Consider the following 20,768-nt stretch of genomic DNA (forward strand, 5'->3'; position numbering starts at 1 on the left):
GTGCCCTCGCCACCGGTGGGACGCTCGGGAGCGGCGGCCGGGCTCTGGACCCCGGCCGCCGGCGTGCTGCGCACGATGGGCGCGGCCGGGCGGGACTGGTCGGTCGGCGGCGGCGGGGGTGCCGAGATGGGGGTGATGGTCGGCGTCGGAGCCGTACTCGGCGGAGTGCTGCCGCCGCCGAGCAGATCGTCGACGATCTGACCGACGCCACCGAGGAGGTCACCGACCGGATCCGCGGTGCTCGACGGGGACGGCGCGGGCGCGGGCGCGAGGGCGAGGGTCAGCGCGAGAACGACGACGGTAGGCATTGGTCCCACCTCCGAGGTGTCGATGTGTCTGGCACCGTACCGCATCGTGGGATCGCGTGGTGGATCTGTCACGCCGGGGCGGGAGCGCGTCCGTTGGCGCGCCCCCGCCCATGGTGTCCATGCTGGTCAGACGGGCAGGCCGCCGACCTGGGTGGAGATCCAGGAGCGGATCGAGGGCAGGTCGACGTAGATGGACGGACCGGTGGCGCAGGTGGAGTTGTTGTTGCCGGCCCGGCTCGTCGCGCCGATCAGGTTCCACACCCCGTTGACCGAGCGCACCTGGGGCCCACCCGAGTCGCCGTAGCAGGCGCCGGAGTTGCCGTTGGTGTTGTTGGTGCAGATCTCGTACGGGCCGTTGATGCCGGAGCACCGGCTGTCGGCCACGATGGAGGTGTCCAGCTCGTTGGCGACCGCCGGGGCCGAGCCGCAGCCCCGGGGCGCGCAGGTCTGGCCCCAACCGATGATCCGGGTGGCGGTGCCGACCGCGCCCGAGGTGCTCGGGATCGGGGCCGGCGCGTACCCGACCGAGCTGGCGAGTTGCAGCAGCTTGACGTCGACGCTCGGGTGGTTGACGGCACGGGTCACCCGGACCACGGTGCCACCGCTGGTGCGGTTGACGCTGCCCACCCGCACCGAGGACGGCGTCGGGCAGTGCTTGGCGGTGACCGCCCAGTTGCTCTTGATCAGCGTTCCGGTGCAACCGGAGACGTACACCATGAAGGGGTAGCTCTCCGAGGCCGGCCGACCGCCGACCACCGTCGGGCCGATGTCCGAGCCGCCGTTCCAGGTGTACGTCGTGCTGGCCGGTGCGGCCAGCGTGCCGGCGAACAGCGAGTTCACCCGGCTCGCCTCGGCCGAACTGGGGTTGGCGTTGCGGCAGGAGACCGGGGCGCTGCTGCCGGACATCAGGTCCGAGCAGAGGCCGGTGCGCCGGTCCGGCAGGCCCAGGATGTGGCCGAGTTCGTGGGCGGCGATGCGGTTGCGGTCGTCGCCCTGGTTGACGGCCGTGCGGCCCATCCAGATCCGACCTGAGCCGAGGCCTGTCGGTTGGGCGCGGGGCCAGCCGTCGTCGACGTAGATGGTGATGCTGGCCGGGGTGCCGGGTTGGAGCCGAACGGTGCTGACCCGGCTGTTCCAGATCTGTGCGGCCTGGTCGAAGTTGGTCCGGAACTCACCGGTCCGGCTCGCGTCGTAGTAGACCGTCCGGACGGCGGCGGCCGGCGCGCCGGTGGCGAGCTGCACCCCGGCCGCCGCCAGGATCGCCACCAGCATGGCCAGCGCCGCACGTCTCAGTTGTCGTCGGAACATCACGCACTCCCCTGCGGTCGTCCGGCGACCCTCGGCCACCGGTCATTGACATGTGTCAATGCTAGGTGGTTGGTGGTCGGTCGCTGTCATAGCGGAAGCGTCATACCGGCCCGCTCGGCGGCTGTTACCCAGCGGTTACGCCGCAGCGAAACTCCCGTGCCGAGATCGGACGACGGTTGGCGGCAGAGGGTCACCGGCGCCGTCGCCACGACGTGACCCCGACCATCGAACGGAGGAACCACGATGAGGATCACTAGCGCACTGACCGCGTTGGCGGTCGTCCTCGCCGGACTGGTGGCCGGTGCGGGCAGCACCACCGCGGCGGGCAGCACCACCGCGGCGCCGTACTGCGGGATCACCTGGGGCAGCGCGGAGAAGGCGGCCGGCGCGCTGGGCACCGCGCCGCTGACCGAGGTACGGACCGGACGGCAGGACTGCTACGACCGGGTGGTGTTCGAGTTCGCCGGCCCGGTCGACGGCTACGCGATCGGCTACGGCGAGACGTGGACCGAGGGCGAGGGGCTGGCCCTGTCGCCGTACACCGCCGGCGGCGCGCTGCTGCGGGTCTCGCTGCGCGCCCCGGCGTACGACGACGAGCACCAGGGCACCGTGCCCTACGCGGTCGGCGAGCACGTGGCGAACCTGCTGCGCTACCCGACGCTGCGCGACGTCGTCTTCGGCGGCAGCTTCGAGGGCTACAGCACCTTCGCGATCGGCGTACGGGCCCGGCTGCCGTTCCGGGTGCTCGTGCTCGCCGGCCCCGGCACCCACAGCCGGGTGGTGCTCGACGTCGCCCACCAGTGGTGATCGGAGGCGGCCGGCTCGCTCGGCCGTCCGCCTCACGTGGGGCGGACGGCCAGGCGAGCACCAACCGGGTATGAGTCAGACGTGCAGGGTGGGCCGGTAGGTGAGTTCCAGGGTGCGACCGTCGAGAGTCCGACTCTCGACCAACTCCAGGTCGAAGTCGGGCGCGCCCTGGAAGATCGGCTCGGTTCCGGTCTGTCCCGTGATCACCGGAAAGAGCGTCACCTGGACGAGGTCGACCAGCCCGGCGGCCATCAGCGCCCGGTTCAACGACAGGCTGCCGTGCGAGCGCAGAGGCACCTCGGACTCCTCCTTGAGTCGGGCCACGACGTCGACGGCGTCACCGCGCACGACGGTCGCGTCCGGCCAGTCGAGGGGGCCGTCCAGCGTGTTCGACACCACTGTCGCCGGCAGGTTCCTCATCCGGGTCACCCAGGCGTCTCGAACGTCGGACTCCTCGGTGCTCGCGGCCAGCATCTGCGCGAACACCCGGTACGTGTTGGCGCCGAAGACCATGCGCTGCTCCGCGTCGTAGCCGGACAGGCGGTGCGCGAGCAGTTCGGGGCCCTGCTTACCCCAGTAGCCGCCCCAGTTCCCGCTGCTGGTGCCGAAGCCGTCGAGGCTGGAAAAGACGTCGACGGTGTAGGTGGCGGTCATGATGCTCTCCATTCACGGGTGAGTTCGGTGCGACGGTTCTGCAGGTAGGCCCGCTCGGTCTCGTTGGTGGCCAGTGCCGCGGCCTGGTCGTACGCGGCTCGGGCCTCGTAGTTCCGTCCGAGCCGGGCCAGCAGTTCGGCCCGGGTGGCGGGCAGCCGGTGATAGCCCGGGAGGTCGACGCCCTCCAACGCGGCGAGAGCCACCGCAGGCCCGTGTACCTCGGCGACGGCGACCGCACGGTTGAGCGCGACGACAGGGGTCGGCACGAGCGCGAGGAGCTGGTCGTAGAGTGCCAGCACCTGCGGCCAGTCGGTGGCGGCGCCGTCGGTGTGCACCGCGCTGATTGCGGCCTGGATCTGGTACGCGCCGGGACGGTTGCGGCGCAGACACCGGCGGACCAGGTCGTGGCCCTCGGCGATGAGTGCCCGGTTCCACAATGCCCGGTCCTGGTCGGCCAGCAGCACCAGTTCGCCGGTCGTCGGGTCGAGCCGGGCCGGGCGACGCGCCTCGGTCAGCAGCAGCAGGGCGAGCAGGCCCAGGACCTCCGGCTCGTCGGGCATCAACGCGGCCAGTTCGCGGGCGAGGCGGATCGCCTCGGCGCACAGGTCCGTTCTGATCAAGGGACCGGCGGTGGACGCGTAGCCCTCGTTGAACATCAGGTAGAGCACGGTGAGCACCGGCGGCAACCGGTCTGGCAGCTCATGTTCGGCGGGCACCCGATAGGGGATGGCAGCGTCGCGGATCTTCTTCTTGGCGCGCACGATCCGCTGGGCGACGGTCGCCTCCTGGACCAGGTAGGCCCGGGCGATCTCCGGGACCTCGAGGCCGCCGAGCAGGCGCAGCGTGAGGGCTGTTCGCGCCTCCGGGGCGAGCGCCGGGTGACAGCAGGTGAAGATGAGTCGTAGTTGGTCGTCCCGCACCGGTCCCACCTCCTGGGGCTCGTCCTGGTGATGCAGCAGCAGGGCCTGGGCGTGCCGGGCCTCGCGGGTCGACTCCCGGCGAAGCCGGTCGACGGCACGGTTGCGTGCGGTCGTCACGATCCAGGCGCCCGGGTTCGGCGGCGGGGTCTGCCACTTCTGCAGAGCTGTGGTGAACGCGTCCTGGACGGCCTCCTCGGCGAGGTTGATGTCGCCGAGGAGGCGGGCCAGGGTGGCGACGCAGCGGCCGTACTCCGCGCGATAGATGTTCGCCAGGTCCATGTCGGGCGACCGGCTCCTGGTCAGGCCTGGGACAGGTCGTCGAAGGGGCGTACCTCGACCGGGCCGCAGGCCGCCGCGCACCTCTCGGCCCAGGCCAGCGCCGCGTCCAGGTCCGCGCACTTGATGACCCAGAACCCGGCGATGTGCTCCTTCGTCTCGGCGAACGGCCCGTCGCTCATGGTGGTGGTGCCGTTGTCGGCCCGGACGACGGTGGCGCTCTCCGGTGACGTGAGTCCCCCGGCGAAAACCCAGGCGCCGGCGGCCTGCATGTCGTCGTTGATCCGACCGGTCTCCCTGAACATGGTCTGCATCTCCTCGTCGGACGGCGTCGGCGCGCCCTCGACGAAGTGCACGGACAACAGGTACTGCTTCATGACGATCCTCCGGTTAGCGCGGTGGGTGGGATGACGGCAGGTCAGGCGGCCAGGCGGCGTGCTATAGCGGGGATCACGATCACGGCCGCGACGAGGTGGGTGAGCATCAGCAGCGCCTTGGTGGCGGTTCCGGCGTCGGCGATCGCGTCCGGCACCAGGGACAGGGCCGTCAGCAGCACAGTCGTGCGGACGAACGTGCGCCGCGGGCGCCGGGCGAAACGCGCCAGCAGCGCGGCGAGGACCACGCCGATCAGCGAGAAGACAGCGGTCAGCACGCCGAACCCCGTCACCGGGATCGGGGCGCCGCCCATGTCGAGGCTGATCCCGGCCAGGTTGCCGGCGGCGGCGACGGCCATGGTGGCGAGGCTCGCGGCGACTGTAACGGCGACACCGGTCCGGATCACCGTACCGACGGTCGACGCGGTGGCGTGGGTCGTGTTCGCAGTGGCGGTCATCGTGCCCTCCAGTGGGTGTGCGGCCCGTTGCGATGCCGGGCTCTCACCAGGGCTACGAATTGCACCGGACCCGATCGACAGCACGCCCAAGATTTTGTCGAGAATTTTCGACTCCGGCGTGAGACGAGGCAGTCTCGGGTCATCACGGACGAGCCCGACCACCGATTCTCGCCACACGGCCGGCCGCGACACCGCACACCGACTGGCGTGCGGTGTCGCCGGGTGGTTCGTCAGTAGTTCACGTAGGCCGCACCGCGCGGTGCCCGGAGTATTCACCGCCGGCGACCAGCCAGCATCGAACCGGTAGGCCTCAGAGCGTGCGCTGGTACTCCTCCCAGGTCCGCTTCGGGCTGACCGCCGGCCCGTCATCGGCGCCCCGGTTGGCCAGGCCGTTACGACCGAGGTAATAGTCGCCCGCCTGGTTCTGCGCGCCTGTCGACTGGTCGGTGTCGGAGAGCGCGATGGCGTGGATGTGGTAGCCCCAGTCCCCCTGCTCGGGGGTGCGCAGCCACGCGGCGAAGCCGACCGTGCGCAGTCGACGCAGAATGTCCGTCCGGACGGCCGAGGAGAGATTGCTGACCGAGAGGTCGAGCGCCCCGCCGCCGTCGTGCGTCCCGGCGGAAGCGCCCACACCGCTGCTGTACGAGCCCTGGGTGATGCCGAGCTGACGACCGAGGAGGCGTTCGGCCTCGAACAACATCGACCTGGTGCGGGTGTTGACCTGCGCACCGCGCAGGGTCACCACGCTGCCGGGCGAGATCGCTTTGACCACTGTGTACCGCCCCTCGCCGAGCGAGCGCAGCGACGACGGGCCGGGAAGGCCTGTCGCGTCGAGGCCGGTGTAGCCGAGGGACCGCTGGTACGCCGCGTACGCGGCGATCGTGCTGGTGCCGAAGTGCCCGTCGACGTACGACGACGACAGCAGCCCTCTCGCCTGGAGTGCGCGCTCCACCAGCAGGACGCTCTCCTTGGCGCCCTCGGTGAGCGCGGTGTCCGCCCGACGCGGGTCGATCTGCGCCGCCCTGATCAGCGCCTCCATGTCCAGCTCCGGCAACGCGGCCGCGGCCGGGCCGGCCAGCGGTGCGGCACCGACCACGGCCGCGCCGGCGGCGACGAGCAGGCTTCTTCTCGTGACCACTCTTCCTCCGTAAGATATTGACCGACTCATCTCGAACAGATGAAGGTAGTCTTCAATGCGGAAGCCGAGTTGTCACCCCGCCCGGGCCAGATCCCACCGGACGATCTTCCGCTAGCTACCCGAGGCCTGCTGGGCCTGACCGGCCGCCTCTTCGACCGTTTCTTCGGTCAGGTGCCAGACCTCCCGCATCGGGGCCCACCAGTCCCCCGAGCCGGGCTCGGCGATCGACTCCTGACACGGGTCGGTCAGCTTCCACCACTCCTGCGTCTGCGGGTCTGCGGCGATCAGCCGCTGGTCGGCCTCGTAGTCGTCCCCGACGTACTCGTAGTAGCCGAAGAGCAGGTCGCCGTGGAGAAAGATGGTGTAGTTGCGGAAGTTCGCCTCGCGCAGCGTCTTCTCGACGCTCGGCCAGACCGCGGCGTGTAACCGCAGGTAGGTCTCCCGCTGCTCCGGGCGGAGTCGGATCACGCAGCCATGACGTTGCACGTCGTGCCCTTTCGTGTGAACTGGTTCAGGGGTGCCGAAAGCCACCTGACCGTAGCGGTTGGACGGTCCGGCTCGGAGGGGCCGGCCGGCCGCCGATACCGACCGTTTCGCCAGGACTGCGCACCGTCGCTGCGGGTCTACCCTCGGGTGATGGAGGGCCGCGTGCTGGTGGTCGAGGACGATGCCTCCATCCGGGAGGTGACCGCCCTCGGTCTGCGCCGGGTCGGCTTCCGGGTGGACACCGCCGTCGACGGGCGGCAGGCGCTGGCGGCGTTCCGAGCCCACCCGGTCGACCTGATCGTGCTCGACGTCATGCTGCCCGGCCTGGACGGGCTGGAGGTCTGCCGGGAGATCCGGCGCACCAGTCAGGTGCCGATCCTGATGCTGACCGCGCGCACCGACACCCTCGACGTGGTGGTGGGTCTGGAGTGCGGCGCGGACGACTACCTGCGCAAGCCGTTCGACCTGCCCGAGTTGGTGGCCCGGGTCCGTGCGGTGCTGCGCCGGATGAGCGTGCCGTCCCCGTCGACAGTCGTCGAAGTCGGCGGCCTGGAGATCGACCCGGGCGGCTTCGTGGTCCGCCGACACGGCCGGGAGCTGGCGCTGACCACCACCGAGTTCCGCCTGTTGCTGGAGCTGGCCCGCCGCCCCGGCCAGGTCTTCACCCGGCAACTGCTGCTCGAGCTGGTCTGGAGCCACGACTTCCTCGGCGACTCCCGACTGGTCGACGTCGCTGTGCAACGGCTGCGCGCCAAGATCGAGGACGACCCGGCGCGGCCCCGGCTGATCCGGACCGTCCGCGGCGCCGGCTACAAGTTGACGGCGGGCTGACGGGAGGGCGGCCATGGCCGGACCAGCGGTGTTCCCCGGCCGCCTGCGGCGCCGGCTGACGATCGCGTTCGTCCTGGTCGCCGGCGTCTCGGCCGGGCTGCTCGCCGGCGGGACCGGGCTGCTGCTGCGGCAGTCCTGGTGGGACGCGTCGCTGCACGAGGCCGCCGCCGACGCCCGCTACCAGCTCGTGCTCGCCGGGCAGTTCCTCCCGCTGACCGAGCAGCGCAGCACCGAACTGCTCACCAGCTTCGAGGCCAGCGGCCGGCACGTGGTGCTCGTCGACGCCCACAGCGGGCCTCGCACCCGGCGTACGCGCCGGCGCTCGGCACCCGGTTGCGGGCCAGCGTCGCGGCGGGGCAGCTCGGCTACCAGCGCTCCACACCGACGCGGCGTCCCCGGCTGCTGGTGGTCGGCGGGCGCATCCCCGGCTCGACCGCCGAGCTGTACGTCCTCACCGAGGAGGACGACGTCGCCGCCGACCTGGGTCAGCTACGCACCGCCCTGCTGGCCGGCTGGGTGCTCGTGGTGCTGCTCGCCGCCGGGGTCGGCCACACGCTGGCCCGCCGTACGTTGGAGCCGGTGGGTCGCGCCAGCCGGGCCGCCCGCGCGCTCACCGAGGGCCTGCTCGCCACCCGCCTGCCGGTACGCGGGCGCGACGAGTTCAGCGTCTGGGCGGCGACGTTCAACGAGATGGCCGAGGCGCTGGAGGCGAAGATCGCCGCGCTCTCCGCCGCGCAGGCCCGGGAGCGGCGGTTCACCGCCGACGTCGCGCACGAGCTGCGTACCCCGGTGACCGCGTTGGTGGCCGCGGCGTCGCTGCTGCGCGAGCACCTGGACCAGCTGCCCGACGACGCCCGGCCGGCCGCCCGGTTGCTGGTCGGCGACGTGGTCCGGCTGCGGCGGCTGGTCGAGGACCTGATGGAGATCTCCCGGCTGGACGCCGGGCGGGAGCAGGTGGCGATCACGCCGGTCGACGCGTTGCCGCTGCTGCGCGCGGCGGTCACGGCACGCGGTTGGTCGCAGCGGGTACGGGTGACCGGTGACCCGGTCACGTTGCGCACCGACCCACGTCGGCTGGAGCGCGTGCTGGCCAACCTGGTCGCCAACGCGATCGAGCACGGCGGCGGGGAGATCCGGGCCACAGTGGTTCGGGTGGGCCCGCTGGTCGCCTTCGAGGTCACCGACCAGGGGCCGGGCATTCCGGCGGAGCACCTGCCCCGGGTGTTCGACAGGTTCCACCAGGTCGACCCGTCCCGCGCCGGGCCGGGCAGCGGGCTCGGGCTGGCCATCGCGCGGGAACACGCCATCCTGCTCGGCGGTGCGCTGACGGTGCGGAGCGGGCCCGGCGTCGACACCTGTTTCCGACTGGAGCTGCCGCTGGACGGTGCGGCGTGAACCGGCGCGGCGTGGTCCGGGTGATCGGGCCCGGCCTGGTCGCCGCCCTGCTCCTGAGCGGGTGCGGCACCCCGCGCTCCGGAGTGCTCGGTCCGGCGCCCAGGGCGGCACCGTCGACCCCGGCGCCGTCGAGCGTCGCCCCGCCCGTCCCGGCGGTGACCGAGCCGTCCGTTCCGACCCGGACATCGGGCCCGGCGGGGTCGCCCACGCCCGAATCCGGCACCACAGGGCCCACACCGACCAGCACCGCCAACCGCGACACGGTGACCATCGAGCTGTGGTTCGTCCGCGCCGGGCAGCTCGTACCGACCCGGCGGACCCGGCCGGCCACCGTCGCGACGTCCCGGCTGGCGCTGGCCGAGTTGGCCGCCGGGCCCACCTCGGCCGAGGCGGCCACCGGGCTGACCACAGTGGTCCCGCCCGACGTCGAGGTGACCCGGATCGCCGACGGCGTGGCGACGCTGCGGGCCCCGGCCGTCGGGGACCCGGCGCAGCGACGACTGCGTGCGGCGCAGGTGGTGTGGACGCTCACCCAGTTCCGCACCGTGCGCCGGGTCCGCGTCGACGACGCGGCCCCGGCCGGTCGGTCGGACCTGGCGGACCTGCTGCCACCGATCGTCGTCGACAACCCGATCCCGGGTGAGCGGGTCACCGCCCCCCTTGTCGTCACCGGCACCGCTGACGTGTTCGAGGCCACGGTGAGCGTCCGGGTGCTGGACGCCGCCGGCCGGGAGGTGGCCACCGCGTTCGGCACCGCCAGCTGCGGAAGCGGCTGCCGGGGTGGTTACCGGGTGGTGGTGGGCTGGCGAACCGTCCGGGAGCAGCGGGGCACGGTGGAGGTGTACGAGGTGTCCGCCCACGACGGCACGCGGATCAACACGATGGCCGTGCCGGTGCTGCTGGCACCCGGCGGCTGACCACCGGGTTCACCTGGCTGGCCCCGGACCGAAACGCAATCGTTTCGCCCTCGACGTGCGACGCAACTCACGAAACCCTGCATGTTCGGGTGAGCGCGAACTATTGTCGGTACGACATCGTTTCACGGGGGTGCGGGATGCTGGGTGGTCAGCAGGTGGGCGCGGGTGCCGGGGTTCCGGCGGCCCGGGCACCGCGCTGCACCGACAGTGACCTGTTCGCCGTCGTCACCGACCTGCTGCGGGAGGTCGGCTACGAGCGGATGACCATCGACGCCGTCGCCGCTCGCGCCCATGTCAGCAAGGCCACCATCTACCGGCGCTGGGACGGCAAGGCGGAGCTGGTCGTCGCCGCCCTGAGCGACCGGCACGTCGGTGTGCACAACCCACCCGACACCGGCTCCCTGCGCGGCGACCTGATCGAGTTGCTGCGCGCCACGGCCGCGATCTGCACGGCCGACTGCGACCTGATGCAGGCGTTGACCTTCGCCATGCGCACCAACCCCGAGCTGGAACGCCTGGTGCGCCACCAGGTGCTACCGGCCGGGCGGGTGGCGAGCACCGCCATCCTGGTCCGGGCCGCCGCCCGAGGGGAGATCCCACCGGAGGCCGGCGAACGGGAGCTGTTCCACGACCTAGCGCCCGCGCTCACCATGTCCCGCATCGTCGCGCACGGCCTACCCGCCGATGACGCGTTCCTCATCCAGGTCGTCGACCAGGTGCTGATCCCGGTGCTCCGCTATCGGCAGGACCGTCCGTCCCAGGCCTGATCCACCGACTCCTCGCAACACGGAAGGCTTCACCATGCCCGGAACCACCTCGACCGCTCCCGGCGCGCCCAGCGCCGGGCCGTCGACCAGCGCGCCGCACCCGCGGCGCTGGGTCGCGCTGGCGGTCATCGCGGTGTCACAGCTGATGGTCGTCCTGGACGCCACCATCGTGAACATCGCGCTGCCGCAGGCCCAGGCCGACCTGGGGATCACCGACGCGAACCGGCAGTGGGTGATCACCGCCTACACGCTGGCCTTCGGTGGCCTGCTGCTGCTCGGTGGCCGGATCGCCGACTACTGGGGGCGCAAGCGCACCTTCCTGGTCGGCATGACCGGTTTCGCGCTCGCCTCCGCGCTGGGTGGCCTCGCCACCACCGGCGGCATGCTCTTCGCCGCTCGCGCCCTGCAGGGCGCCTTCGGCGCGCTGCTCGCCCCGGCCGCGCTGGCGCTGCTCACCGTGCTGTTCACCGAGGCCACCGAGCGGGCCAAGGCCTTCGCGGTGTACGGCGCGATCGCCGGCGGTGGATCGGCTGTCGGTCTGCTGCTCGGCGGCGTACTCACCGAGTACGCCGACTGGCGCTGGTGCCTGCTGGTCAACATCCCGGTCGCCGCCATCGCCATCGCCTTCGCGCTCCCGCTGGTGCCGGAGAGCCGGGCACACGGCAACACCCGCTACGACGTGCCCGGCGCGATCGTGGTCACCGCCGGCCTGGTCTCCCTGGTCTACGGCTTCACCAAGGCCGCCGAGGACGGCTGGGACGCGACCGCGACGCTCGGCTTCATCGCCGCCGGGGTGGTGCTGCTCGCCGCCTTCGTGGTGATCGAGCTGCGCTCCAGCCACCCGCTGCTGCCGCTGCGGATCATCCTGGACCGCAACCGGGGCGGGGCGTTCCTCACCTCGACGCTGATCGGCGCCGGCCTGTTCGGGGCGTTCCTCTTCCTGACCTTCTACTTCCAGGTGGTGTTGCAGTACAAGCCGCTCGAAGCCGGTCTCGCGTCGCTGCCGGTCACCGCCGGTGTGCTGATCGCCGCGGGCGGCGCCAGCCAGCTGATGCCACGGCTGGGTGCCAAGCCGCTGATGGTCGCCGGCGCGGCGCTCGCCGCGGTGGGCATGCTGGTGCTGACCCAGATCGACGCGGACACCTCGTTCCTCACCCACCTGCTGCCCGCCCAGGTGATCCTGGGCCTCGGCCTGGGCTTCACGTTCGTCCCGCTGTCCAGCCTCGCCCTGGTCGGCGTGCCGGAGCACGACGCCGGCGCGGCCAGCGCGACGCTCAACGCCACCCAGCAGATCGGTGGCTCGCTCGGTACCGCCCTGCTGAACACCTTCTACACCAGCGCTGTCGCCGCCTACCTGGTCGGCCGGGCGCCGAACCCGGTCACCCAGGTCGAGGCGCTGGTGCACGGTTACCGCGTGGCGTTCGCCTGGGGGGCGGCGCTGATCATCCTCGCCGGCCTGGCCACCCTGTTCCTGGTGAAGGTGCGCAAGGAGGACATCCCCACCGGCGGCACCGTGCACATGGGCTGAGCTGACCGACACGGCCGCCGGCCGGACCGCCCCGACCGCAGGGCGAGCCGGCCGGCGTCCGGTAGCGTCCCGAAGCATCGTCGAGAGATCCGTTTGAGGAGCACCATGTCGACAGCTGCTGACCAGATCATCACGGCTCTGCGCGCGGGCCACGAGGAGCTCGCCGCGCTCGTGCGAGACCTCAAGGAAGACGACCTGCTCCGCCCGTCGGGCGCCAGCGAGTGGCAGGTGTCCCAGGTGCTGAGCCACCTGGGCAGCGGCGCGGAGATCAACCTGGCAACGCTGGACGCCGCCCGTTCCGGCGCGCCCGGCCCGGACGGGGACTTCAACCGTGGCGTCTGGGCACGCTGGGACGCGATGTCCCCGGCCGAGCACGCCGCCGGGTTCCTCGCCACCAACGAACGACTGGTCGAGGCGTACGAGGCGCTGGACGCCGACACCCGGGCCTCGATGCGGATCGACCTTGGGTTCCTGCCGGAGCCGGTCGACGTGGCCACCGCGGGCCGGTTCCGGCTCAGCGAGTTCGCTCTGCACCAGTGGGACGCCGAGGTGGCGTTCAATCCGTTCGCGGCGGTGACGCCGGGTGCGGTGGCGCTGCTGCTCGACCAGATCGGCGGCATGCTGGCCTGGACCAGCCGACCCCAGGAGTTGGCCGGCCGGGAGGCCACGGTGCTGGTCCGGCTGCACGCGCCCGAGCGGACGTTCGGGCTGCGGCTGGGCGAGAAGATCGAAATCGTCGACGCGCCGGAGCGGCCCGACGGCGAGCTGGTGGCCCCGGCCGAGGCGTGGCTGCGGCTGGCGGTCGGTCGGCTCGGACCCGCGTACACCCCGGACGGGGTGCGGGTGACCGGCCCGCTGACCCTCGACGACCTGCGCCGGGTCTTCGCCGGGTTCTGAGTCGCCGCGCGGCCGGTCTCCCGGCCCGCGCGGTTGGTCAACCCTTCACGCAGACCACCTGCTTGAGGTGCGCGACCACCTCGACCAGGTCCTCCTGCTGCGCCATCACCTCGGTGATGTCCTTGTACGCGCCGGGAATCTCGTCGACCACCCCGGCGTCCTTGCGGCACTCCACCCCGGCGGTCTGCGCGGCCAGATCCTCCGTGCTGAACGTCCGCTTGGCCTGTGCCCGCGACATCCGCCGCCCGGCCCCGTGCGAGGCCGAGCAGTACGCGTCAGGGTTCCCCCGCCCCCGCACGATGTACGACCCGGTGCCCATCGACCCCGGGATGATGCCCAGGGCACCCCGGCCGGCCGCGATCGCCCCCTTGCGGGTGACCAGCACGTCCACCCCGTCGTAGCGCTCCTCGGAGACGTAGTTGTGGTGGCAGCTGATCGGCTCGTCGTAGCCGACCTGCGGGAAGTGCTCCCGCACCACACCGCGGAGCACTGCCAGCATGACCGCCCGGTTACGCCGCGCGTACTCCTGCGCCCACCAGAGATCCCGCCGGTACGCGTCCATCTCCGGCGTGCCGGCGAGGAACACCGCCAGGTCCCGGTCCGGCAGGTCGACGTTGTGCGGCAGCTTCCGGGCCACCCCGATGTGCCGCTCGGCCAGCTCCTTGCCGATGTTGCGGGACCCGGAGTGCAGCATCAGCCAGACCCGACCCTCGTCGGCACCGCCCTGCTCCAGGCAGACCTCGATGAAGTGGTTGCCCCCGCCGAGGGTGCCGAGCTGCCGCCGCGCCCGCGTCTCCAGCTGCGCCACCCGCCGGTCCAGGCCGGCGAACCGGCGCCAGAAGTCGTCCCAGCCGGCCTGCTCCAGGCCACGGACCCGACGCGGGTCGACCGGGTCCTGCCGCTGGACGAAGCCGACCGGGATGGTGGCCTCGATCGCCGACCGCAGCCCGGCCAGGTCGTCCGGCAGGTCGGCGGCGGTCAGCGAGGTTCGCACCGCCGACATCCCGCAGCCGATGTCGACGCCGACCGCCGCCGGCGAGACGGCCTGCCGCATCGCGATCACCGAACCGACCGTGGCGCCCTTGCCGAAGTGCACGTCGGGCATGACGGCGACGCCCTGCACCCAGGGCAGCGCGCCGATGTTGCGCAGCTGCTTGGCGGCCTGCGGCTCGATGGCGTACGGGTCGGTCCAGACCCGGACCGGTGCCCGAGTACCGGCGAGGGGGGTGAATCCCATCGTGGGTTCCTTCTGTCGAATGGTGACCGAAAATGGTCAGGCGTGGTGCGCGGATACGAAAGGGCCGCCCGATCCCGGTGGGATGGGCGGCCGGCGGACGCGTGAGCGTCGGCGTCAGTCGCGCCACCCCGGCATGCCCCGCAATGGGCAGTAGGCACGGGTGTTGGCGGTGCTCCGCGCAGGGGCGTCGGCAGGGAGCAGCCGCCAGCGGGCATCGGTGCGGACGCGACGTGGCATGGCGTACTCCTTCCGGAACGAGTGGTTGACCGTGCACCGACGAGAGTAGGAGGGCGGCGGTGTGTCCGCAATGGATATCGCCGCCGCCCGGCTGGTGGTGCGGGTCAGGTGTCGTAGCAGCCGTCCCAGGGCGGGTCGAACCCCAGGTCGTCGGGGAGGAGTTCGGCGTGGTCCGCGCCGTCGTACTCGTGGGACCAGTCGACCAGCCCGAAGACGTGCCCGTCGACCTCGACCTGGAACAGCCGGATGGCGATGTCGGCGAAGACCCGGCCGGGCAGCGCGTCCAGCCACTCGGTGAGGCGTGCCTCGGCCCGGTCGATGGAGGCGTCCTCGTGCTCGCTGGTGCCGGCGAACCAGATGCCCCAGTCGGTGTGCGCGCCGTCGGCGTCGAACCGGTGCAGCACCGCGTACCACCGCTTGTGGCGGTACCAGTCGTCTTCGGCTCCGGCACCGTCGGCGAGGGTGGCGGTGACGGAGCCGAAGAACTGCCCCTTGTCGTAGTGGCCGATCGTGCGGGTGCGGTAGTCGGGCTCGTGCGCGATCGGCACCAGGTCGGGAATCGCCATGGCCCGGGAGGCTACGGCAGGGCTATGACTGCGGCACCAACCGGAAGGACTGGGCGGCGGTGCCGTTGCAGGCGTACTGGACGAGCTGGACGCTGTCCGCGGTGGACGCCGCCGGCACGTCGAGACACTTGCCGCTGGCGCGGTTGACCAGCCGGTAGTAGCCGTTGCCCTCGGATTCGGCCCGCCACTGCTGGTTGTTGCCGCCGCTGTAGGACCAGAGTTGGATCGGCGCCGAGTCGGCGGTCGACCGGTCCTTCACGTCGAGCACCTGGGCGCTGTTGGTGCGGTTGTTGACCCGCAGGTAGCCGCCGCTGGTCGGCACGAACTGGTACTGCTGGGCGGCGCTGCTGTTGCAGGCGTACTGCTGGATGGCCGTGCCGTTCGCGCTGGCGGCGGCCCGCGCGTCGACGCACTTGCCGCTGCCCCGGTTGACCACGGTGTGCCAGGCGGTCGGCGAGATCGAGCCGTCCGACGGCGGGGGCGTGGTCGGGGGGACGGTGCCGACGCCGGCAAGCCAGTGCAGCCCGTCGATCAGCAGCTGGTTCTGCTGCGGGCTGTCGAAGGTGGAGGAGAGCCCGGTGTTGGTGCTGTAGTTCATCGCGTTGTGGCCGAAGTTGGCGTACAGCATCTTGTACTGCCGGTTGCTCCATACCAGCGGGTAGTAGCCGCCGTACCAGGACTGGTTGGGGTCGGTGCCGACCGGGAAGCTGGACGGGTCGACCGAGGCGAGGATGTCGATGTTGGGGTTCTGCCGCAGGTCGTTGCTCCAGGAGTACCACTCGCTGATCGACGACGGGAACGTCGCGGGCAGGTTGCGGGTGGCGGCGTGGGTGCGGTTGTCGGCGCGCATCGTGACCCGGGTCGGGCCCCAGGTGTTCGTCTGGAACGAGCCGGTGCCGAGGAAGGTGTTGTAGTACCAGCTCCAGCTCGACGGGTTGTCGGTCCAGGCGCTGACGTGGAAGCCCAGCCACGCCCCGCCGTTCTGCATGTACTGCTGGAACGCGGCGCGCTGCGCGGTGGGCGGCGCGTCGTCCAGGAACATGACGACCTTGTACTGGGCCAGGTTGGCGGTGTTCAGCAGACTCCAGTTGTTGGTGGCCTCCCAGGAGAAGCCGTACTGGTTGGCCGCCTGCGGGAACCAGGCCCGGGCGTCCTTGACGAAGTCGATGTGCGCGGCGTCCCAGGTGCCGTTGTAGAAGGCCAGCACCTTGAACGTCGGCGCGGCCTGCGCGCTGCGCGCGGCGCTGACCGCGACACCGGCGGTCAGCGCGACCACGAGAGCGACGAACAACGACAGGATTCGTCTGGTACGGGAGGAGAGTTCTGCGATCACCTGATCGTCCCTTCGGTGGGGACGCGCGCCGCCGCGTCGAGGTACATCTGTTCACAAGGTTTACAGATAGACGAAAGGTTATTCCGCTCACCTGATCACGTCAATCGCCGATCGGCCGATCGGGTGGGATTCCTGCGGCAACGGGTACCCCAGCCCGGTGACCAGCCCGGACGCCGTCGACGTCGACCAGCCGCTCGCCGTTGACGTACCCGCCGCACCGCACGACGCCAGCGGCGAGCGGGTACCGATCCACGACCTGGCCGGCCTCGCGCCGCCGGCCAGGTCCGCGCGCCGCTGGACCCCGAGCCGGGTGGTGGCCACCCCGGCCGCGCTTGACCAGCCGCACGGCCAACGGATCATCGAGCGGGTCCGGGCGCTGGGCATCGAGGTGGAGAACCTGAAATCCAACCGGCTCACCGGGGTACGCGGCCAGACCGACCGGGAGACCTACGCGCGCGCCAAGTCGACGATGGCGATCGTGGTGAGCCCACCCTCGCGGCGCACCCTGCAACCGATCGCGCCCAGCGCCGACTGGCGGGTCGATCTGGCCGAGGGCTGCCCGGCGCACTGCCAGTACTGCTACCTCGCCGGTTCGCTGTCCGGCCCACCCGTCACCCGGGTGTACGCGGACCTCGACGACATCCTCGCCGGGCTGGCGGCGTACGCCGGGCGTGGGACGGTGACCAGCCGCAACGCGCGGCGCGCCGACGAGGGCACCACCTTCGAGGCGTCCTGCTACACCGATCCGCTCGCGCTCGAGCACCTGACCGGGAGCTGGCGGCGGGCGGTGCGGCACTTCGCCGACTGGGACGCGCCGGTGCAGTTGCGCTGGACCACCAAGTACGCGGACGTGGGCAGCTTCGTCGGGCTGCCGCACGCCGGCCGCACCCGGGTCCGGTTCAGCGTCAACTGCGCCCCGGTCAGCGAACGCTTCGAGGGCGGCACCGCCCGGGTACCGGACCGGCTGGCCGCGCTGCGCCGCCTCGCGCTGGACGGCTACCCGGTCGGGCTGACCATCGCGCCGATCATCGCGCTGCCCGACTGGCGGGCGGCCTACGGCCTGTTGCTGGACCAGGTCCGCGCGGCGGTCGACGGAGTGCCGAACCTGGACCTGACCGCCGAGCTGATCACCCACCGGTTCACCCCTGGCAGCAAGGAGGTGCTGCTCGGCTGGTACCCGCGAACCCGGCTGGAGATGGACGAGGAGTCCCGCACCCGCAAGCACGGCAGGTTCGGCGCGGTGAAGTACGTCTACCCGCGCGACACGATGGCCGAGCTGCGCGGCTGGTTCACCGCCGAGCTGGTCGCGCGGATACCGGCCTGCCGGATCCTCTACTGGACCTGAGCACCGAGGGTCAGCCGACCGAGGAGCGGGCGACCGGCGCGGCGAAGAACCTGTCCGGGTACGGCTCGTCGCGCAGCCGGTAGTGCCACCACTCGCGGTCGTAGTTGACGAACCCGGCGTCGGTCATCAGCCGCCGCAACAGCCGACGATTGTCCCGGGCAGCGCCGGTGATCCGGGGGTCGGCGGTGTGCGCCCGCGCGTCGAAACAGTCGAAGCCCGTACCCATGTCGACGCTGTTGTCGGGGGAACGTTCTGCCCGGGGCGCGGTGCAGGCCACCAGCGGCTGGCCGGGCCGGTACGGAGGTTGGCTGGCCGGCGGTTCGTCGACCAGGGTCAGGTCCATGGTGCTGCCTCGGCTGTGTGCGCTCGGCACCCCGATGTAACCCTCGGCGAAGAGCCGGTTCTTGGCCACGTCCGGATAGAACTCGGCCTTGGTCTGCTGCTCACCGGGGCGCTTCGACCAGGCGACGAAGTCGTCCACCGCCGGCCGCGGGCGGTAGCAGTCGTACACCTTGAGGCTGTGCCCGCCGGCCAGCGCGGCGTCCTGCACGCGGCGCAACGCCTCGGCCGCCTGCCGGGTGAGCAGGCAGAGCGGCTCCCGGTAACCGGCGATCGGACGACCGACGAAGTTGTGCAGTGTGGCGTAGCGGATATCGGCGTGGATGCGGGGGTCGAGGTCGGTCAGCACCACGAACCCCGGCAGCCGCTGTACGGGGCTGGGCGTCGGGGTGGGACGTACCGGCGTCGGCTGGGGCGTCGACTGCGGTGCGACCGGCGCGGGGCGGGACTCCGGCCGGGAACAGCCGCCGAGCAGGGCGGTGAGCGCCAGCACGACGGCGACCGGGGTACGCACCAGTCCTGTCTACCCCACCTCACCGCATGACCCACTCGACTTCACGGACATCGGAGGGGCGGGTCGCCGGGACGGCCCGACAGCAGCAAACCCGCGACCGGCCAGCCGTCAATGGGCCCGGCGGCGGCACCCAACCCGATAAGCTTCCGGAACTTTTCCGCAACTCCGCCGATAGGTCGAGCCGACCTGGCATGTCGTCAACCCCTACCGGTGAGGCAAGATGACGCGTGGAACGGGCACGCCGTTTCGGGACACACGGTGGACGACGTCTGGTTGTCGTTCCGCCGGCTCGGTGAAGGAGACGCGGGTGGGCGCGGACGACGGACGCAGGGTGACCATCACCGCGATCGCACGGGAGGCCGGGGTGTCGGTGCCGACCGTGTCCCGGGTGCTCAACGGCCGCTCCGATGTGGCCCCCGACACCCGCGAGCGGGTCGAGGAGTTGCTGCGCCACCACGGCTACCGGCGTCGCACCAGCCGCAGCGTTCGCCGGGCCGGCCTCGTCGACCTGGTCTTCAACGACCTGGACAGCCCCTGGGCGGTGGAAATCATCCGCGGCGTGGAGGATGTCGGACACGGCGCGGGCGTCGGCACTGTGGTCTCCGCGATCCACCGGCAGCCCACCGCGGCTCGGCAGTGGCTGCAAAATCTGCGTACCCGGGCCACCGACGGCGTCATCTTCGTGACCTCGCACCTGAGCCCGCCACTACACGCGCAACTGCGCCGCCTCAACGTGCCGGTGGTGGTCGTCGACCCGGCCGGCGTGCCGGCCATGGACGTGCCTACCATCGGCGCGACCAACTGGGCCGGTGGGTTGGCCGCGACCGAACACCTGCTCTCGATCGGGCACCGCCGCATCGGGTTCGTGGCCGGGCCGACGCACCTGCTGTGCAGCCGCGCCCGGCTCGACGGTTACCGGGCCGGGCTGGAGGCCGCCGGGGTGCCGGTGGACGACGCGCTGATCTACCCGGGCGATTTCTACCACGCCTCCGGCTTCGCCGCGCGACCGCGCTGCTCGACCTCGCCGACCCGCCGACCGGCATCTTCGCCGCCAGCGACCAGATGGCCTTCGGCGTCCACGAGGCCATCCGGCGTCGGGGGTTGCGCGTCCCGGACGACGTGAGCGTCGTCGGCTTCGACGACCTGCCGGAGGCCCGCTGGGCATCACCGCCGCTCACCACCGTGCGCCAGCCGTTGGTCGAGATGGGACGGTTGGCGGCCCGGACCGTGCTGCGCCTGGCGCAGGGCGAGGGCATCGACTCGCCCCGGGTGGAACTCGCCACGGAACTGGTCGTCCGCGACAGCACCGCCGCACCGCCGACCGGGTCGCCTGACCCGTCGTGACGGCCGGAACCGCGTCGGAGACCGGTCGGACCGGTTCCGGCGCGTTCCCGGAACTTCCGGCAGGCGCGGCGGACGACCGGGGGTCGCCCACCGCGCCGCACGGTCAGTGGTGGTGGTGCGCGCGGACGGCCTTACGGATGTGCACCGGCAGCGCCGGCGCGCCGTCCACCGGCGCCGGGTCCGCCGCGGTCGGCGCGACTCCCCCGGCGGCGATCCGGTCCAGGGTGGCCAGGCCGGCTCCGTCGACCTCGCCGAAGATCGTGTAGTTGGGGCGCAGCGCGGAGTTGGCGTAGACCAGGAAGAACTGGCTGCCGTTGGTGTCCGGTCCGGCGTTGGCCATGGCGAGCACACCGCGGGCGTACACCCGGCGCTCCCCGGTCGGGTCGGTGGGCGCGGGCGGCAGGTCGGTCGGCAGCTCGTCGCGGTACCGGTATCCCGGGCCGCCCTCGCCGGTGCCGGACGGGTCGCCGCACTGCAACACGCTCAGCGTCGGGTAGGCGGTGAGGCGGTGGCACGAGGTGCGGTCGTAGAAGCGCTTGCCGACCAGGTGCAGGAAGCTCTGCACCGTGCACGGCGCGGCGGCCCGGTCCACTGTCAACCCGATCGGTCCGTGGTTGGTCGCCAGGGTCACCCGGACGCTGCCCCGGGCCGGGGTGCGTCGCGGATCGGGCGGCAACGGCACCGGCCGGGCCGCGGGCTCGTCCGGCGTCCTCGGTGTACGCGCACGGGCCGTGGGTGGTGCGCGGCGCTCGGCTGGCGGCGTCGACGGTCGCCCACGTCGCCCGCCTG

General features: G+C 71.9%; 20 protein-coding genes and 3 pseudogenes. 9 read left to right on the plus strand and 14 right to left on the minus strand.

Annotated features, from left to right (window positions below):
• The 3 genes and pseudogenes from JM949_RS20175 to JM949_RS39855 all read right to left on the minus strand — a co-directional run.
• A pseudogene (locus JM949_RS20175) lies at positions 1–308 on the minus strand (hypothetical protein); the annotation flags it as partial.
• A gap of 126 nt (positions 309–434) precedes the next feature.
• Positions 435–1,139 (minus strand): S1 family peptidase, encoded by a 705-nt coding sequence (locus JM949_RS39850; protein WP_456320236.1) that lies wholly within the window; start codon positions 1,137–1,139, stop codon positions 435–437.
• A 3-nt stretch (positions 1,140–1,142) separates the two neighbouring features.
• Positions 1,143–1,550 (minus strand): annotated as a pseudogene (locus tag JM949_RS39855) (snapalysin family zinc-dependent metalloprotease); the annotation flags it as partial.
• Positions 1,551–1,859: 309 nt separating this feature from the next.
• Between JM949_RS39855 and JM949_RS20185 the strand changes: the two are divergent.
• A complete protein-coding gene (locus JM949_RS20185; RefSeq protein WP_203149956.1) occupies positions 1,860–2,423 on the plus strand; it encodes an AMIN-like domain-containing (lipo)protein in 564 nt (187 codons plus the stop codon).
• Between the two features lie 75 nt (positions 2,424–2,498).
• Here JM949_RS20185 and JM949_RS20190 read toward each other — a convergent pair whose 3' ends face one another.
• The 6 genes from JM949_RS20190 to JM949_RS39245 all read right to left on the minus strand — a co-directional run bounded on the left by JM949_RS20190 (position 2,499) and on the right by JM949_RS39245 (position 6,711).
• Complete coding sequence (locus JM949_RS20190; protein WP_203149957.1) at positions 2,499–3,077, minus strand: dihydrofolate reductase family protein; 579 nt, start codon at positions 3,075–3,077, stop codon at positions 2,499–2,501.
• Positions 3,074–4,276, minus strand: coding sequence for an RNA polymerase sigma factor (locus tag JM949_RS20195; RefSeq protein WP_203149958.1), 1,203 nt, complete (start codon positions 4,274–4,276; stop codon positions 3,074–3,076). The genes JM949_RS20190 and JM949_RS20195 overlap by 4 nt, the downstream gene beginning before the upstream one ends.
• A gap of 20 nt (positions 4,277–4,296) precedes the next feature.
• A complete protein-coding gene (locus JM949_RS20200) occupies positions 4,297–4,650 on the minus strand; it encodes a YciI family protein (protein ID WP_203149959.1) in 354 nt (117 codons plus the stop codon).
• 41 nt (positions 4,651–4,691) lie between these two features.
• The gene (locus JM949_RS20205) at positions 4,692–5,105 is read right to left on the minus strand and encodes a DUF6069 family protein (RefSeq protein WP_203149960.1); all 414 of its coding nucleotides are present in this window, start codon (positions 5,103–5,105) and stop codon (positions 4,692–4,694) included.
• Between the two features lie 310 nt (positions 5,106–5,415).
• Positions 5,416–6,243: a peptidoglycan-binding domain-containing protein gene (locus JM949_RS20210; RefSeq protein WP_309232245.1), complete on the minus strand. Its 828-nt coding sequence runs from the start codon at positions 6,241–6,243 to the stop codon at positions 5,416–5,418.
• 111 nt (positions 6,244–6,354) lie between these two features.
• Positions 6,355–6,711, minus strand: a complete 357-nt coding sequence (locus JM949_RS39245) for an L-rhamnose mutarotase (protein WP_309232246.1) — start codon at positions 6,709–6,711, stop codon at positions 6,355–6,357.
• Positions 6,712–6,879: 168 nt separating this feature from the next.
• Between JM949_RS39245 and JM949_RS20220 the strand changes: the two genes are divergently transcribed.
• From JM949_RS20220 to JM949_RS20245, 6 genes are all read left to right on the plus strand, one after another.
• Positions 6,880–7,560, plus strand: coding sequence for a response regulator transcription factor (locus JM949_RS20220; protein ID WP_203149963.1), 681 nt, complete (start codon positions 6,880–6,882; stop codon positions 7,558–7,560).
• Positions 7,561–7,893: 333 nt separating this feature from the next.
• Positions 7,894–8,955: a sensor histidine kinase gene (locus tag JM949_RS20225; RefSeq protein WP_238433540.1), complete on the plus strand. Its 1,062-nt coding sequence runs from the start codon at positions 7,894–7,896 to the stop codon at positions 8,953–8,955.
• Positions 8,952–9,872, plus strand: coding sequence for a Gmad2 immunoglobulin-like domain-containing protein (locus JM949_RS20230; RefSeq protein WP_309232247.1), 921 nt, complete (start codon positions 8,952–8,954; stop codon positions 9,870–9,872). The genes JM949_RS20225 and JM949_RS20230 overlap by 4 nt, the downstream gene beginning before the upstream one ends.
• Before the next feature lie 137 nt (positions 9,873–10,009).
• The gene (locus JM949_RS20235) at positions 10,010–10,639 is read left to right on the plus strand and encodes a TetR/AcrR family transcriptional regulator (protein WP_203149964.1); all 630 of its coding nucleotides are present in this window, start codon (positions 10,010–10,012) and stop codon (positions 10,637–10,639) included.
• Positions 10,640–10,673: 34 nt separating this feature from the next.
• Positions 10,674–12,167: an MFS transporter gene (locus tag JM949_RS20240; protein ID WP_203149965.1), complete on the plus strand. Its 1,494-nt coding sequence runs from the start codon at positions 10,674–10,676 to the stop codon at positions 12,165–12,167.
• Positions 12,168–12,272: 105 nt separating this feature from the next.
• On the plus strand, positions 12,273–13,064 hold the full coding sequence (locus tag JM949_RS20245; RefSeq protein ID WP_203149966.1) for a maleylpyruvate isomerase family mycothiol-dependent enzyme: 792 nt from the start codon (positions 12,273–12,275) through the stop codon (positions 13,062–13,064).
• 37 nt (positions 13,065–13,101) lie between these two features.
• Here JM949_RS20245 and JM949_RS20250 read toward each other — a convergent pair whose 3' ends face one another.
• The 3 genes from JM949_RS20250 to JM949_RS20260 all read right to left on the minus strand — a co-directional run bounded on the left by JM949_RS20250 (position 13,102) and on the right by JM949_RS20260 (position 16,437).
• The gene (locus JM949_RS20250) at positions 13,102–14,301 is read right to left on the minus strand and encodes an RtcB family protein (RefSeq protein WP_203149967.1); all 1,200 of its coding nucleotides are present in this window, start codon (positions 14,299–14,301) and stop codon (positions 13,102–13,104) included.
• Between the two features lie 341 nt (positions 14,302–14,642).
• Entirely contained in the window at positions 14,643–15,104 is a 462-nt protein-coding gene (locus tag JM949_RS20255; protein WP_203149968.1) for a hypothetical protein, read from the minus strand.
• Between the two features lie 22 nt (positions 15,105–15,126).
• Positions 15,127–16,437 (minus strand): RICIN domain-containing protein, encoded by a 1,311-nt coding sequence (locus JM949_RS20260; protein WP_309232248.1) that lies wholly within the window; start codon positions 16,435–16,437, stop codon positions 15,127–15,129.
• Between the two features lie 157 nt (positions 16,438–16,594).
• Here JM949_RS20260 and JM949_RS20265 point away from each other — a divergent pair, with 157 nt between their 5' ends.
• Positions 16,595–17,782, plus strand: coding sequence for a spore photoproduct lyase family protein (locus JM949_RS20265; protein WP_203149969.1), 1,188 nt, complete (start codon positions 16,595–16,597; stop codon positions 17,780–17,782).
• Between the two features lie 10 nt (positions 17,783–17,792).
• On the opposite strand, the gene JM949_RS20270 is transcribed toward JM949_RS20265, so the two are convergent.
• On the minus strand, positions 17,793–18,635 hold the full coding sequence (locus JM949_RS20270; protein WP_309232249.1) for a M15 family metallopeptidase: 843 nt from the start codon (positions 18,633–18,635) through the stop codon (positions 17,793–17,795).
• Positions 18,636–18,942: 307 nt separating this feature from the next.
• On the opposite strand from JM949_RS20270, the pseudogene JM949_RS20275 reads away from it, so the two are divergent.
• Positions 18,943–19,979, plus strand: a pseudogene (locus tag JM949_RS20275) (LacI family DNA-binding transcriptional regulator).
• A gap of 103 nt (positions 19,980–20,082) precedes the next feature.
• Here the strand turns inward: JM949_RS20275 and JM949_RS20280 are convergent.
• Positions 20,083–20,768 (minus strand): peptidylprolyl isomerase (locus tag JM949_RS20280; RefSeq protein WP_238433541.1); only part of this gene is annotated, 686 nt, incomplete at its 5' end.

Source organism: Micromonospora tarensis (genome assembly GCF_016803395.1).
Taxonomy (GTDB): Bacteria; Actinomycetota; Actinomycetes; order Mycobacteriales; family Micromonosporaceae; genus Micromonospora; species Micromonospora tarensis.